Annotated in this window: 11 protein-coding genes and 1 tRNA gene; 3 read left to right on the forward strand and 9 right to left on the reverse strand. The window is 66.2% G+C overall.

Annotation, left to right across the window (positions count from 1 at the left end; all coding sequences use genetic code 11):
• The 9 genes from cyoA to DCO49_RS10465 form a co-directional block, all read right to left on the reverse strand.
• Entirely contained in the window at window positions 1-1,044 is a 1,044-nt protein-coding gene (gene cyoA, locus DCO49_RS10425) for a ubiquinol oxidase subunit II (RefSeq protein ID WP_116863973.1), read from the reverse strand.
• A gap of 278 nt (window positions 1,045-1,322) precedes the next feature.
• Entirely contained in the window at window positions 1,323-2,573 is a 1,251-nt protein-coding gene (locus DCO49_RS10430; protein WP_133249419.1) for a hypothetical protein, read from the reverse strand.
• 48 nt (window positions 2,574-2,621) lie between these two features.
• Complete coding sequence (locus tag DCO49_RS10435) at window positions 2,622-2,978, reverse strand: hypothetical protein (protein WP_116863975.1); 357 nt, start codon at window positions 2,976-2,978, stop codon at window positions 2,622-2,624.
• Window positions 2,979-3,468: 490 nt separating this feature from the next.
• A complete protein-coding gene (locus DCO49_RS10440; RefSeq protein WP_116863976.1) occupies window positions 3,469-4,653 on the reverse strand; it encodes a site-specific integrase in 1,185 nt (394 codons plus the stop codon).
• Between the two features lie 141 nt (window positions 4,654-4,794).
• Window positions 4,795-5,130 carry an immunity 53 family protein gene (locus DCO49_RS10445; RefSeq protein WP_116863977.1) on the reverse strand — a complete coding sequence of 112 codons (336 nt, stop codon included), beginning with the start codon at window positions 5,128-5,130 and terminating at the stop codon, window positions 4,795-4,797.
• An 8-nt stretch (window positions 5,131-5,138) separates the two neighbouring features.
• A complete protein-coding gene (locus tag DCO49_RS10450) occupies window positions 5,139-6,104 on the reverse strand; it encodes an RHS repeat-associated core domain-containing protein (protein WP_243402709.1) in 966 nt (321 codons plus the stop codon).
• 257 nt (window positions 6,105-6,361) lie between these two features.
• Window positions 6,362-6,437: transfer RNA gene (locus tag DCO49_RS10455), tRNA-Thr, on the reverse strand.
• A 36-nt stretch (window positions 6,438-6,473) separates the two neighbouring features.
• On the reverse strand, window positions 6,474-7,478 hold the full coding sequence (locus DCO49_RS10460; RefSeq protein WP_116863979.1) for a 2-hydroxyacid dehydrogenase: 1,005 nt from the start codon (window positions 7,476-7,478) through the stop codon (window positions 6,474-6,476).
• Window positions 7,479-7,552: 74 nt separating this feature from the next.
• On the reverse strand, window positions 7,553-10,438 hold the full coding sequence (locus DCO49_RS10465) for an autotransporter domain-containing protein (RefSeq protein ID WP_116863980.1): 2,886 nt from the start codon (window positions 10,436-10,438) through the stop codon (window positions 7,553-7,555).
• 161 nt (window positions 10,439-10,599) lie between these two features.
• Between DCO49_RS10465 and DCO49_RS10470 the strand changes: the two genes are divergently transcribed.
• Genes DCO49_RS10470 through DCO49_RS10480 form a run of 3 tightly spaced genes read left to right on the forward strand, consistent with a single transcriptional unit; the run spans window position 10,600 to window position 14,949 of the window.
• The gene (locus DCO49_RS10470; RefSeq protein WP_207776479.1) at window positions 10,600-11,202 is read left to right on the forward strand and encodes a sigma-70 family RNA polymerase sigma factor; all 603 of its coding nucleotides are present in this window, start codon (window positions 10,600-10,602) and stop codon (window positions 11,200-11,202) included.
• Window positions 11,199-12,167 (forward strand): FecR domain-containing protein, encoded by a 969-nt coding sequence (locus DCO49_RS10475; RefSeq protein ID WP_116863981.1) that lies wholly within the window; start codon window positions 11,199-11,201, stop codon window positions 12,165-12,167. Before DCO49_RS10470 ends, DCO49_RS10475 begins: the two co-directional genes overlap by 4 nt.
• Before the next feature lie 10 nt (window positions 12,168-12,177).
• Window positions 12,178-14,949, forward strand: coding sequence for a TonB-dependent receptor (locus tag DCO49_RS10480; RefSeq protein WP_116863982.1), 2,772 nt, complete (start codon window positions 12,178-12,180; stop codon window positions 14,947-14,949).
• Window positions 14,950-15,008 lie beyond the last annotated feature (59 nt).

The following is a 15,008-nucleotide window of genomic DNA, read 5'->3' on the forward strand; positions in this document are numbered from 1 at the left end:
TCATTCTCCCGAACCCATGTGGCCTTCATGGCCACCGTGTTCGTCTGCGTCAGTGGCATCCAGGTTCTTCCCGGATTCCTTGGAATCATGCGCCTCGGTCGGGGCATGCCCCTCGTGCGCTTCATGGGTAGACGCATCGGCGGCTGCGGCACCCGCGTGGGAATGCTTCATGCCGTAGTGCTTGTTGTCACCCATGTGCTTGGCGAGGACCCAGTCGAACAGGCCTTCTTCCACGGTGCCGTAGTAGGTCACCGGGTACCACTCGGAGTTCTTCGCTTCGCCCAGGGCCTTGAAGGAGGCCTGGTCCAGCGTTTCCTTGCCGGCGCGGACCTGGTCCAGCCATTGGCGGTATTCGGCATCGGTGACCGAATAGGCGGTGAAATGCATCTTGGCAAAGCCCAGGCCGCTGTAGTGCGAGGACATGCCCGGGAATTCACCGGTCTCGTTGGCGATCAGGTGGAGCTTGGTCTCCATCGCCGCCATCGAATAGATCATGCTGCCCAGGTGCGGGATGAAGAACGCATTCATCACCGTGTCGGACGTGATCTTGAAGTTCAGCGGCGTGTTGACCGGGAACTTGATCTCGTTGACGACCGCAACCTTCTCTTCCGGATAGATGAACAGCCACTTCCAGTCCAGCGAGATCGCCTCGATGGTGACCGGCTTGACGTCCGATTCCAGCGGCTTGTACGGGTCAAGCGCGTGCGAGGACCGCCAGGTCAGCACCGCCAGGACCAGCACGATCATGCACGGGATCGACCACACCACCACCTCGATCGCCGTCGAGTGGGACCACTTCGGCTCGTAGCGGGCCTTGGTGTTGGAGGCGCGATACTTCCACGCGAAGGTCAGGGTCATGATGATGACCGGGATGACGACCAGCAGCATGAGCACGGTGGCCGTGATCAGCAGGGTCTTCTCATCCTGGCCGATCTGGCCCTTCGGACTGAGGATGGCCACTGCATCGCAACCGGTGAGCATCACCAGCAACGACAGCAGCAGGCCCGGGCGCAACCAGCGCCCAAGGGTTTTCAACGGAATCATCGGTCGATCCAATTGCGAGGGAATGCCGTTCCCCGTCCTGCCCGCTCCGGCCAAAGCCGGTCCCGCCTGCGGTTGAGACAGGCAGTGAGGTGGGGTCGAGTCAGCCTTTCTATTTTAGGCCGTCACGCATCATTTAAGAAGGGCATTGACAATGATCCAGCGCAGGAAGTGGCCGGATATCGCTGCGACACGTTGTCGCACCGGGTACGCAGAGCGCGCGGATGCCGGAATCGGCAAAGCATGATGAACGCATTCAGGAATGCAGATGGCTGGCGCCCCTACTGCCCCGCCGCGCCACGGGGCGCGGGGTACTCGAAGCGCAGCTCGCGCTGGCCCTCGCCCACTACCGGCAGCAGCGGATCGACGCCCCCGCAGCCCATGCGCAGCCGCAGCTGATCCTCCGCAGGCACCCCGCCGCAACTGCCGAAGCTGGTGATCTCAACGCCCGACAGCAGTGTCCTGAAGAAGGTTTCCGCCTCGCGGCGCGCCTGCTCGCGGCTGGCCGCGGTGGCCTCCACGCTGTAGCGCAGCTTGATGGCGTACATGCGGTCGATCGCGAAGACCATCACCGAGCTGTAGGCCGTGCCCTCGTGGCTGTAACGGAAGTCCAGCACGTTCGCATCCACCCGTGCAGGCCCACCGGGCCCGAGACTGGCGACCGGCACCACCATGGATTGCAGCGGGGACATGTCGCGCTCGCTGGCCATCTTTTCCCTGCGCGCGTCCAGCAACGCCTCGCGCTCGCCTTCGGCCGCCGCCCGCTGCTGGGCCGGTTCCTGCACGCCGGCGGGATAGAAGTACAGGTCGATCCAGCCGGTTTTGTCGCCCGGCCGCTCGAAGCGGACCGAAGCGCCACCCAGTACATCGTCGTACCGGCGCTCATTTACCGCCTGCCACTGGCCCACCTGCAATGGATAGACCACGCTGGTGCCGCGCAGGAAATCGCCCAGGAACACCGTGCGGTCCGGCGGCCCTGCATCGTCCGTGTCCAGGCTCAGGGTTTCCCGGGGAGCATCGGCGCCGCACTTCTCGTCAAGGATCGCCGCCACATGCGCGCGCAGGGTGCCGGCCTTCTTCAGCGCGGCCAGGTGATCCACGCCCGGGATCTTCAACGACGGATCAGCCTTGATGAACACCGCGTAGGCCTTGAGCGCACTTTCCACGCCGGCCAACTGCCGATCCAGCTCCTCGCCGTCGCTGCCCTCGGTGATCTGGTACGCCAGGTTTCCGAAGGTCTGCTGCGCAAGTACTTCAGGCGCGATCGAGGTTTCCTCATCCACGGTCTCGGGCAGCCCGAGGACCGGGCAGATAATCACCTGATAATCCGGGGTTTCCAGCGCCCAGTTGAACAGCCACCGGCGCATCTCATCCGCGTCGGGCTGCAGCGGAGACACTTCCAGTTGCCGGGTTTCCCGCACGAACCGGGTGGTCTCGGCCTCCGGCGCGGCCCCTGCCAGCGCAGGCAATGTGGCCGCAACCACAAGGGCTGCGGCGAGGATGGAGCGGCGCAACACATTCCCTGATGCCATGGCACACTCTCCTTGGGGCCGCGCGGCGCGGCGTGCAGGCGCAGCGTATCAGCTTGGCCTGACTTCCCTGCACACCAGTTCGGCCAGTTCGCGGCAGGCGAAGAACAGCCCCTCGACCACGCCTTCATCCAGATGGCGCTTGGGCGTGGCCACCGACTTGCAGCGACTGGCCGCGTGCAGCATCTCCACCGCGGTCAGGATGGCGACGGCCGCACGGTCGATGCGCGCCAGGGACTGGCGACGGCCCTCGGACAGATTCTCTTCCGGCCAGAGCATGCCATCGGAGCCTTCGCCATCGCGGATGCGCCGGAGGCAGCCCTGGAAGGTGCTCAGTTCGTCGGCCGGGTTGGCGTCGTCGTTGATGGGGTCATCGATGGGGAACGGCGGAGTCTTGCGGGTGGTCATGGCGTCGGCTTCCGTGGCTGTACTTAACAGCGCCACCGCGCGGAAGCGGGTGGCGGACGGTGCGGGTTGCAAACCGGGACGTTTAGCTGAGACCGGTGGATCCGAAGATCCCCACGCACCGCCCGCCATAGAGGCCGACGGATTGCCAGCCGGCACCGCTTCAGGACGGTGCCGACTGGCAAGCGTAAAAACTAAACGTCTTCGGGTTTGCACACCCGGCCACCCGTTTTCGGTGGCGCGCCATGTTGTTTACGCCTGCACGTTCGATTCAATGAGAAAAATCCGAAAGGGTCGGACGCATCGAGCGTGCGGGAGGCAGTGTTGCATGCGCGCGGGAGTGGCAGAGGCGACATGGAAAGTCGCGAGTGCGCTGATGTGGGGGCGTACACGACATGGGGTGGCGCCGAAGGACCGGGAATCAGCAGGACGCGTGACGCTTTCCGCTTCCAACTATCTGCATGAAGGTGGACAACTGGATGTTCTGGAACCGCTAGGGACGGGGCATCGTGACGCAACCAGCTGAATTGACGTGCAATAAGCGACAGGCGCCAGCTACAGCTGCCCCGCACCCGCCCTGCGCCACATTGGTTCGAAGCCGCACCAAGCGTGATGCGAAATGATGGCGCAGATCATGGAAGCGCAACTCTTCAATGCGGGCATCGGCTATGAGGTTGCCCCACCGCTTCTTGATGTCCGTCACGTCGAAGACCTTGCCCGCACGGCGCTCGCCCGCTTGTCTAGCCCAACGCTGCAGGACTTCCATGGCTTCGACGTTTAGCGGGATGTGACGCTGCCTACCGGACTTGGCGTTCTCGGCTCGAATGGTCAGCATCTTGGCTTCCCAGTTGATGTCCGCCCATGTCATCGACAGCAGTTCACCCCGCCGCATGCCGGTATTGATGGCTGTAAGGACCACTGGGGTCAGGTGATCGACGTACCCGTCCATCGGCAAATCAGGCAGAACCGCTTGCCGGTACTTACGTCGGGCCGCATTCGCGTTCGCCCTCCCCTCAACCCCAGCTAGATCGCGCGCTGCCAGCGCGGCCCGGAGCATCGCCTCTTCATCAGGGGACAGGAACCGAACCACCTTGCGGCTAGCTGCTGATCGCTGACGCATGCCCATGAGGGGGTTAGTCTCGATCAGCTTCCACTCAACGGCCCGAGACAAGGCAGACCGCAGGCAAGCAAAGTCGCGCGCTGCGGTAGCCTTGGTGACGGCATCAGGACCAGTGACACGCCCGCGCCACCATCGCTCCATCGTGGGCACGTCTATTTCGATGATCTGACGGCGTAACAGCCACGGGAACACTGATCGAATGCGGTCTGGGTACTGACGACCACCCTTGAGCTCAGCAACCGCCCAAGGTTCGAAGTGGTCATTGAGCAGTGTTTCAAGCGTGCAACTGGTGGGCTTGGACTTTGCGAGTGTCGGCAATCCGGACTGAACGTATTCAGCGACCGCTTGCCGGGCTTGGTCGCGGGCCTGATCAAGTGACAGATGTTCGACCGAGCCTAAGGTACGACGCTTACCGTGCGCCCAGGTCACGATCCACGCCTTGTGCCCTGATGGCTGCACACGCAGGATCAGGCCGCGAACCTGAGCGTCCCTAAGCTCATAGGGGCGCTGCCGGGGCTCCGCTGTGAGAACGATGCGCTTGGTGAGGGCGGATGACATTGCGCAAACTGTCCGTAAGTGGCGGTAGAGCCAACTTAGGACAGGATGCGAGACGGTGTTTGGATAAGGATCGTCCGCATGCGATGTCGAATGTCTTCGCCGTTAGAGCGAAAACTTGCTCGGATCACTGAACGGAAAAACCTACTGCCCTACGCCGTCGGTTCGCGCATCCTGGCTGTCGACGCGGGGACCCTCGGCGAAGTTCAAAAACTGAAGTACGATCTCCTCCAGGTTTAGCGCTCCACCGCAAGAGATATAGCGCCCGTCCGAAATCTCGGACTGAATCCAATCTACTTCCGAACGATCAATGCGCGTCCTGGGCAGCGAATATTCACTCAACTCCGTGTCAACCAGGTCGACAGTGAGAATCCACCCCGGGTTATCCAAAGTATCTATCTTGATACCGTAGGAATGCTCCCAATCTTCGTCACAGTGATTCAAGTACCAACTTTGTAAAAGCGTAATCGCAGTGTCCATAAATAATCTCAGTTTCGCTTTGGTAGCTCTTCTGGGAGCGCCGGACGCACCCCCTTTTGCCCTACCTCTTTCACATGAGGTGTGGCAACGATGGATCCATCAGGATTGGTATGAGCCTTTCCGGTTACGTCGACACGTTTTACCTCTTGGAAGCCTGACGGATTGTTCGGATTTGGCTGGTAAGTGGCAGTATTGCTGATATTGCCATCCTCACCACGCTTTAGGACAGAGTGTGCGCCCTGTGCATTGGCGTCCGGTCGCAATTTGTTTGTGTTCCGCCCAGATGGCGCGCCAACTGTAACAGTCCCAGTCCGGGGTGGCTGCATACGCAGGGGCGGCACTCGAACACCGCCAGCATGGGACTGACCGCCCTTGACAATACCGGCACCAATGCCATAACCAGCCTGCTCAGCCCAGTTTGCATGAAGCGGAAATCCGTGCTCGTATCGGGAAGCGTTGAGTGTTCCGTTCTCAAAGCCGGTCTGAAAGTCACTCCAACTCTGTCGCCCATCCGGATCTGTGAATTTGTACGGATTCCCGTTCGCATACCGATACCGGTTGAACTGCCCTACAGGCTGCTCATACGCCGTCACCGGATCCACCGACAGGAACACACCCAACTGCGGGTCCATGTAGCGCTGCTGCATGTAGCTCAGCCCGGTAGCCGAGTCACTTACGTGCCCGGTATACCCCGGTCCATCCGTAACCGGACCACCGATCACGGCACCGTAGGGCTCGTAGTCGTAGCGCTTGATCACATTGCCGTTGGCATCGCTCTCGGCCACAACCGAGCCCAATGCGTCCGTGTGGATGTACGTGACTGTGGTCTGTGCCGTTGCGGCTGGCGACAGGCCAAGGCCAATGAGCAGCACGCAGCACAGCCAAGCACCTATGGCGCCAAGCTGGCGAATTCGATCTTCAAATCCCCTAAAGCAGGTAGACACACCGCCTGCAGTTCCCCTGAACCTGTGCATCCTTCCAATCCCTGAAAGTGCCTTGAAGCAAGCCTGGATATTCATAGCACAGGAATGGCCGGGTGCGGTTTCCAGGTCAGGAACGGTGTGGGGAGCTAAGCGCCTGGGAAGCCGGGCTGGCCGCGAGATTTGCAATTCCTGAGCTGCCAGCCATGGGCTGGCACTACCGGACCAGAAGTTGCCCATTCCGCCGGGCATGGCCCGGCGCAACCAGCACAAGCAAAAAGCCCCGACCAAGGCCGGGGCTTTTCTACAACTGGTGCCGGAAACAGGAGTCGAACCTGCGACCTACGCATTACGAATGCGCCGCTCTACCAACTGAGCTATTCCGGCTGAGCAGGCGATTTTACGGGTAGGCCACCCCGGCGGTCAATCCGCCCCCACCCGGTTGGCACACGCCCGCCCTGCCGCAAAGTCGGCCAGGTTGCCCAGGGTGATGGCCGAGATCTCCTGCAGCGCCTCCACGGTGAAGAAGCCCTGGTGGCCGGTCACCAGCACGTTGGGGAAGGTCATCAGGCGCTGGAAGGCCTCGTCGTCGATGATCTCGCCGGACAGGTCCTGGAAGAACAGCGCGCTTTCCTGCTCGTAGACGTCGATGGCCAGATGGCCCAGCCGGCGCGATTTCAGCGCGCGGATCACCGCATGGGTATCTACCAGCCCGCCACGCGAGGTGTTGACCAGCATCGCGCCGGGCTTCATCCGCGCCAGCGAAGCATCGTTGATGAGGTGCTGGGTGTCCGTCGTCAGCGGGCAGTGCAGCGAAACGATGTCCGCGCGCGCCAGCAGGTCGTCCAGCCCTACGCTCTCGCCCACCCCCTCAAAGTCGGGCGACGGGTACGGATCATGGCCGAGCACCGTACAGCCCATGCCACGGAAGATGCGCGCGGTGGCAAGGCCGATCTTGCCGGTACCCAAGATGCCCACGGTTCGCCCGTGCAGGGTGCGGCCCAGCAGGCCATCCAGCATGAAGTTGCCTTCGCGCACGCGGTTGTAGGCGCGGTGGGTCTGCCGGTTGAGGGTCATCACCAGCGCCAGCGCGTGTTCGGCCACGGCTTCGGGCGAATAGGCCGGCACGCGGGCCACGAAGAATCCCAGCCGTGCGGCTTCGGCCAGGTCGACATTGTTGAAGCCGGCGCAGCGCAGCAGCACGGCGCGCACGCCCAGCGCATGCAGTGCCTGCAGCACGGGCGCATCGAGGCGGTCGTTGACGAATACGCAGACGGCGGTGCAGCCCTGCGCCAGTACCGCAGTGTGCACATCCAGTGCGGCGTCGAAATGGACGAACTGGAAGCCAAGCCCGGCGCCGTCGCGCGCGTTGGCTTCTTCCAGAAAGCGGCGGTCGTAGGAACGGGCGCTGAACACGGCGATCTGCATGGGCGGGCCTGCACGGGAATCCTGCGCAGACCATAGCGCACCGGCGGCAATGCTGCCGCCGGTGCGCCCTTTACTCAGAACGCGTAGCCGAGGCCCAGCATCACGCCGTTCTGCACCTGGCCATCGCGGCGCTCACCCACGTAGTCGACCATCACCGACAGGCGATCGCTGGCGCGGCTGGTGACGCCCAGGTTCCACGCCAGCACCTGCTCGCCCAGGGTCTGGCTGCTGCTGCCGAACAGCAGGTCCGGGGCGGCGGCGAAGCCGGTGCTGTAGCGGGCCTGGGTGTCGCCCAGTTCCTTCTGCCAGACCACGCGCGCGCGCGGGGTGATGCGCTCGCCGTTGTTGCCGTCGAAGGTCTTGAACAGCTGCAGGCCGGCACCCACGCGGATGCTTTCCAGGCTGTCGCCACGGCCGGCCAGTGCGCCGGCGCCCTGCCCTTCATTGAAACGCGTGGCCGAGGTGCGCGCGTAATCCACCACCGGCAGCAGCGGCTGCACCACCAGGCCGTTGCCGGTGGTGAAGCTGAAGCCGTGTTCCAGGCGCGCGGAGATCGCGTCGTTGTTGTACTTGGCGCGCAGCGGATCGTTCAAGCCGTCGATGCCCGCAATGCCGCGACGGGTGTCGTGGCGCAGGTCGGTGTAGCGCACGGCGGCAGACAGGTAGCCACGCGCATAGGTGGCATCGAGGTAGCCGCCGATATCCAGCGCGCGCACGTCACCAGTGAAGCCGGAACCATCGCGGGCCTTGGTCGACATGTCCGCCGCGGCCACGCTCACGCCCAGGCTGACGCGGTCATCGGCCACGCGCGTATCGGCACCCAGCACGATGCCGCCCACGGTGTGGGTCAGGCCGGCCACGCCGCCGTCGCCATCGATGCGGCCGTGGCTGCCGAAGCCGCGGCCCCAGAAACCGTGGTTGCGCGCACCGGCGCCGCTGTCAGTGCCGGCCACGGCCTGCGCGGCGGGCTCAACCAGATGCATGGCCAGCTGGTTGAACAGGCTGCCATTGGCCATGCCCGGCTGTGCCGACGCCGCCTGTGCCGCCTGTGCGGCCAGACCACCGGCATCTCCGTTGCCGCTGCGCAGGCCGGCCTGGTGCTGGGTGACTACGGTGCCGATGCTGCCCAGCAGGGCGTTGTCGGCCAGGCGCAGGGTGGCGTGCGCATCACCGCGCAGGGCACCGGCCTGCTGCGCGATGACATCGCGGTCGGCAAACTGCAGCGCGCCCAGCAACGACTTCAGGCGCGCGTCCTGGCGATCACCTGCGGCGGCCAGGGCGACGCCCAGGCTCTGGTTGCCGTTGCTGGCGGTCAGCTGTGCCAGCTGGTCGAAGCCCGGGTTCGCGGTCAGCGACAGGCCGTCCTCGCTCTGATGAATATTGAAGCTGAGCAGCGAGTTGTGCCGCGGGCGGAAGACTTCGTTGTCGGTAATGCTGGCGCTGTAGGCGGTATCGCCCAGGCGCACGGCATCGGCAAAGCCATCCTCGTAGATCGGGCCGGTGACCAGTTCACGCTGGTAGTTGCCGGCGTAGAAGCCCTTGGCGACGTTCAACTCCAGGTGCGCACCGGGCGAGATCACCAATGCGCCGTCGTTCTGGCCGCCGTCGAAGAAGCTGCCCACGCGCAGGCGACCGGCGGCGCTGCCACCGGCTTCGGTGACGTCGAACAGCACGTTGCCGCCCGGCATGATGTTGACGTAGCCGTGAGTGACCAGGTCGCCGCCGCGCGGCATCAGCGTGCCGTACACGCGCAGGCGGTTGAAGCCGTCCTCGCGCAGCGACGGGCCGGTGGCGTCGAGCAGTGCATCGGTGTCGGTTTCCAGCGAGGCGATGTCGCCGTGCCCGACCACCAGGCCGCCGGCCATCACCCGCACTTCCGGTGCGCGCAGGGCACCGCCTTCCAGGGCGATGGTGCCGCCGTCGACCAGCATGAAATCGGCACCCGTGGTAGCCGAGGTGCGCCAGGTGCCGCCCTTGGCGACGCGGATCACGCCGGCCGAGTTGGCCAGCGCGGAGGCATCCAGATCGGCCAGGCGCAGCTGGCCCTGCAGGAATGCCTGGTTGCCGGGATTGTTGAGGTAATCCTGCAGCGAGAACTGGCCGACGCCATTCGGGCCATTGGACGCACGGTTGTAGAGCGTCACCGCGTAGTTGATGTAGGTCGTGTCGTACTCGGCATCGTTCCAACGCGCGAAGTCATCCTCGACGAAGGTCTGCAGCTGGTGGGCGGTGGACAGGTAGCCCGGGTTGATGTCCCCAGTGACATTGCCGGTGACGGTGAGGGTATCGCCCGGGTCGCGGTAGCCGGCGGCGGTGATGATGTTGTTGCTGCGGATGTCCTGGCCCGGGAAGAGCTGCAGGTTGCTGCCGCTGCCATCGGGATCGAAGCTGACCGAGGTGCCAGTGGTGCGTGACGGGTCGCGGAACACCAGCAGGCCGTTGGGCGCCACCACTTCATACATGGCCTTGTGCAGCAGGCCAGCATCCATGCCGCCGCCGTAGTTGCCGGTGTAGATCTGGGTCATGCGCGGCGACGGGCTGTAGGTGATGCGGCCGCCGCTGCTGGCGGCGTGGATCTGCACCGAGTCGACCACCGGCAGGTCGCCGGCCAGGTAACGGTTGACGCCGCCGGACTGCATGATCGAGCACGACGAGATGCAGTGGCCGGACACGATGGTATCCAGGCCCTGGGTGCGGATGATGGCCTGCAGCCACTCACCGGCGATCAGCGCGCCACCGTTGGAGGTGCGCAGCACGACTTCGCGGATCGGCCGGCCTTCGGCCTGTGCCTTGGCCAGCAGTGCCGGCAGCGCGACGACGTCGGCGAGGGTGACACCACCACTGAGAACGACGCGATCGTCCTGCACGTGGTAGTTCATCGCCGCTGCGTCGCCGATCGCGCCCAGCGTTGCCATACCCACCAGGCCGGCCAGGGCCAGGCTCAACTTCGAATGCTTCATTGCGGTCTCTCTCTCCAACCCGCACCACGCGGGACGAAAGCAGAACGCCGCAGCGCGCCGAACACCCCCAGCGCGTCGCGCACGAAAATCTGAATTCATTCATCCAAGCATGTCGCAAACGACACGCACTTCCCCCTGCGGTCATGGTCTTGTAAAACTCGATGACGCGTTTGTCGTTCGAGGCCTTCCCCCTGTCCGCCCCCTCCCCCCTGCCCCAGCGCGCGCCGGACCCGGCCGGGGTTCCGGATGCCTTCATCACCTTCATCCGTGAGGAACGTGCGCCGCTGTGCGCCTTCCTGCGCATGCGCGGTGTCGGCCCGGAGGATGCCGAGGACATCGCGCAGGACAGCATCGAGCGGCTGATCCGCTACCGCGGCCATGGCACCGACGAGCTGCGCCTGCTGCTGTACCGCATCGCCCGCAACCGCCTGGCCGACCGCGGCCGTTCACCACACGCGCGCGGTCACCTGCCGCTGGGTGAACGTGACGGCAGCGAGGAGCCGCACGGCACTTCTCCCGATCCGCTGCGTCAGGCAGAATCCGGCCAGATGATCGCGCTGCTGCGACAGGCACTGTTCAAGCTTCCCGAACGTGCCCGCGAGGTGTATCTGCTCAACCGCATCACCGGCATGAGCTATTCACAGATCGCCCGGCACTGCGGCATCACCGCCAAGACGGTGGAAAAACACATCGCCCGTGCCCTTCAGGGCCTGCGCAAGGAGTTGGGCAGCAATCCTCTCCACACTGATGGAGAGAGTGAGTGACCCGCGACGCATACATGGATGACACGTTGCTGTTCGAGCGCGCAAGCGCCTGGGTGGCCCGCCTGGAGGCCCCCGACTGCACCTCGATCGAGCGCGAAGCGTTCGAGGACTGGCTGGCCGAACACCCCTCCCACGTTACCGCCTGGGCACAGGCCGAGAAGCTGCACCTGCGCAGCGCTGGCCTGTCCGGCGACCCGTGGCTGCGCACCGCCGCTGCCCGCGCCGCACGCACGCCCGCACGGCGCTGGCTGCCGTCGGCGGCGGCGGCGGCCGGCGTCTGCCTGGCCGTGGGCATCGGCTGGATGGTCTACACCGATGGCAATCCCACCCCGCAGCGCTACGCCAACGCCAGCCACCTGCCGCAGGTACGCACGCTGGCCGATGGCAGTATCGCCACCCTCGATGCCGGCACCACGCTGAGCGCCCGCTTCGGCTGGCGCAAGCGCGAACTGGAACTGGAACGCGGCCGCATGCAGCTGCAGGTGGCCGCCTCCCTGCGCCCGCTGCGGGTGCAGGCCGGCGGCAGCAGCATCCGTGACATCGGCACCACCTTCCAGGTCGAGCGGTTGAACGATGGCCGGGTGGAAGTGGCCCTGCTGGAAGGCGCCGTGGAAGTGACCAGCGGCAGCGCCCAGCACACGCTCGCGCCCGGCCAGCAGCTGCAGGTGTCGCCGTCCGGCCGCATCCAGCCGGGCCCGCAGCTGGCCACCACCGCCGCGGCCGAAGCCTGGCCCGAAGGCCGCCTGGTGTTCGATGCCACGCCCCTGTCCACCGTGGTCGAGCGCATGAACCGCTACGGCAGCACGCCGCTGGTGATTGCCGACCCGGACATCGCCGACCTGGCCGTGAGCGGCAGCTTCCGTGCCGGCGATCCGCATGAACTGCTGTCTGCCCTGGAACTGGGGTGGTCGATCGCTGGCCAGCCGCGCAAGGATGGCGCGCTGGAACTGCGCCGCACTTACTGAGGCGGCGCGGATGCCCAGCCCCGGGGCACTGCGACAGCGTTTGATGGTCCTGCTGTGGCTTGCCCTGGCCGGTGCCACGGCCGCCGCAGAATCGCCTGCCGCCGCCCCGGTCGAATACCACATCGCCGCCGGCCCGCTGGCGCCGGCGCTGCAGCAGTGGGCGCGGCAGAGCGGCGTTTCGCTGATGTTCGATGCACGCGAGCTGGCTGACCTGCGCACGCCCGGGACGCAGGGATCGCAGGAACCTGCCGCTGCGCTGAAGGCGCTGGTGGCCGGCCGGCCCGTCAACATCCTGCGCACACCGGGCGGTGGCTACGTGCTGCGCCGCCATGCCGTGGCGGCCGCAGCGCCTGCTGTGGTCGCGCCTGCCCCGCCACCGCGACCGCAGCGCCCGGCACAGGTGGACCTGGCACCGATCCACGTGACCGGCAGCCGCCTGCCGCGCACCTCCGTGCAGACTACCTTGCCGGTGACGGTGATCGAGCGCGAGGACATCCTGCGCAGCGGCTACGGCACCCTGTTCGATCTGCTGCGCCACCTGCCCGGCATGAACGGCCATCCGCCGCTGAGCACCTCGCGCGGGGGCGATTCGCTGTACCTGCCGGTGGGCGCGGCGGCCACCACCAGCCTGGATGGCATGGGCCCGCGCGCCACGCTGTTTCTGGTCAACGGCCGCCGCCTGCCGCGCTACCCGATGGTGTCGCTGGAGGAAGGCGGCCTGACCGACCTCGGCGGCCTTCCGCTCAGCTTCGTTGAACGCATCGAACTGGTGCGCGGCGGCGCCTCGGCCATCTATGGCGCCGATGCGATGTCCGGCGTGGTCAACATCATCCTGCGCGACCAGGCCGATGGCCCGGAAGCCACCCTGCAGACCGGCGTCAGCGGCCGCGGCGATGGTGACCAGCACCGCGTGCAGGCGGCCACCGGCGGCGTGCGCGACAACGGTGACCGCTGGTTCGCCGGCCTCGACCTGCACCGCCTGCGCCACGTGGCCGGCGACCGCCGTAGCTGGCATGCCGACAGCGAGCGGTACCCCATCGGCCTGATCCTGGCCAACGGCGATTACTACCCGGCCAGCGAATGCCATGCGCCGCTGCAGAAGGACGAGGATGGCTGCTGGTACGACAGCGTGCGCCCGCGTTCGCTGCAGCCGGCGTCGGACACGGTGGCCGGCTACCTGCGATACCGCCACGAGCGTGGCGAAGGCCGCTACGCCTATGTCGAAGCGCGTGCCAGCCACAACCGCCAGCGCTTCGAACTGGGCCCCACGGCAGTGGCGCTGGATTTCAACCGCAATGCCCTGCTCAACGTGGTGCTGCAGGAGGGCGGCGAGGTGCAGCCGCGGGTGCGCGCCAGCGAAGGCGACCTGACCGTTGGCATCGGCCGCGACCAGCGCGGCCGCGGCTGGGAGGCCGGACTGAGTGCGCAGCGCAGCCAGGTGGACCTGCGTACCGGCGGCGCCGTGCGCAGCGAACGCCTGCTGGAGGCCGCGCTCGCGCTGGACTTCCTGCCCGGTTTTTCCACGCTGCCACCGGGTCTGGCCGACGAACTGTTTCCGACCATCCGCAATCGCGGCCGCACCACCCAGCTGCAGGCCTGGTGGGGCGTGCAGCGCGAACTGATGGACCTGCCCGGCGGCAAGGCACAGCTGGCCACCGGCCTCGACCTGCGCCAGGAGCGCTGGACCTCGCTGCCCGACCCGCTGCTGGGCAAGGGCGAACTGGCGCTGGGCCTGCCGCTGGAACAACGGCGGCTGTCGCGGCCGAGCAGCGCGGCGTATGCCGAAGTCGGCCTGCCGCTGGCGTCGACACTGCGCCTGGACCTGGCCGCGCGGCTGGACCGCGATGATGGCGACAGCGCGTTCTCGCCGCGTGCCGGCCTGCGCTGGAGCCCGAGCCCGCACTGGTCGTTCCTGCTGGCCAGTGGCCGCGGCTTCCGCGCACCCAGCCTGTTCGAGCGGCGCCGGCCACCGGCCTACTTCGGCCTGCTGGCGCTGCCCGCGTCGGACACCCTGCCGCCCTGCGCGCGCACGCTGCGCGGCGGTGGCTGCGCGGTGGAAGTGGACGTGGTGGAGAACGATGCGCTGCGCGCCGAGACCTCGCGCAGTCATTCGCTGGCGGCCAGCTGGACGCCCACCGACGCGTTCTCGCTGTCGCTGACCCACAACATCGTCGAGCTGCGCAACGAAATCCTCGCGCTGCAGCCGAGCGATGCGCTGTGGAACCCCGACACGTGGGAACTTGACGAGCAGGGCCGCCTGCGCGACCTGCGCCTGTCCTTCGACAACATCGGCCGCACCGCGTCGCGCAACTGGGTGCTGCGCGGCGAGTACCGCATCGATGCCGGCCGCGATGGCCAATGGCTGTTCTCGCTGGATGGCCTGCAGCAGCAGGAACTGCGCCGCGACCGCGCGCACGGTGAATCGGTGGACCTGCGCGGCCACGCCACGCCCACCTTCGCCGGCATCATCAACGTGCAGTGGCAGAACCCCTCGTGGGACATCGCCCTGCGCGGCAACCGCGTGGGCCGCACGCGTGCGTGGCTGGCCGGCGAGGACTGCCCGGTGGAGCAGCGCGAGGCGCGCCGCTGCATGAACCCCGCGCAGCTGCGCTGGAACCTGCACGTGGCGCGCAAGCTGAGCCCGCGCGTGGTGGCGGCGCTGGACGTGCACAACGTGCTGGATACCGCGCCGGTGAACTACCTGGTGGGCAGCGGCGGGCAGATGGCCGGGCTGGATGATCCGCTGGGGCGTTACTTCCTGTTGACGCTGCAGGTCCGCTGACCGATTTTTGTAGTGCCGAGCCATGCTCGGCCGCTCCGCCGTTTGTAGAGCCGAGCCAT

This window comes from Stenotrophomonas sp. SPM (assembly GCF_003105135.1).
Classification (GTDB): domain Bacteria; phylum Pseudomonadota; class Gammaproteobacteria; order Xanthomonadales; family Xanthomonadaceae; genus Stenotrophomonas.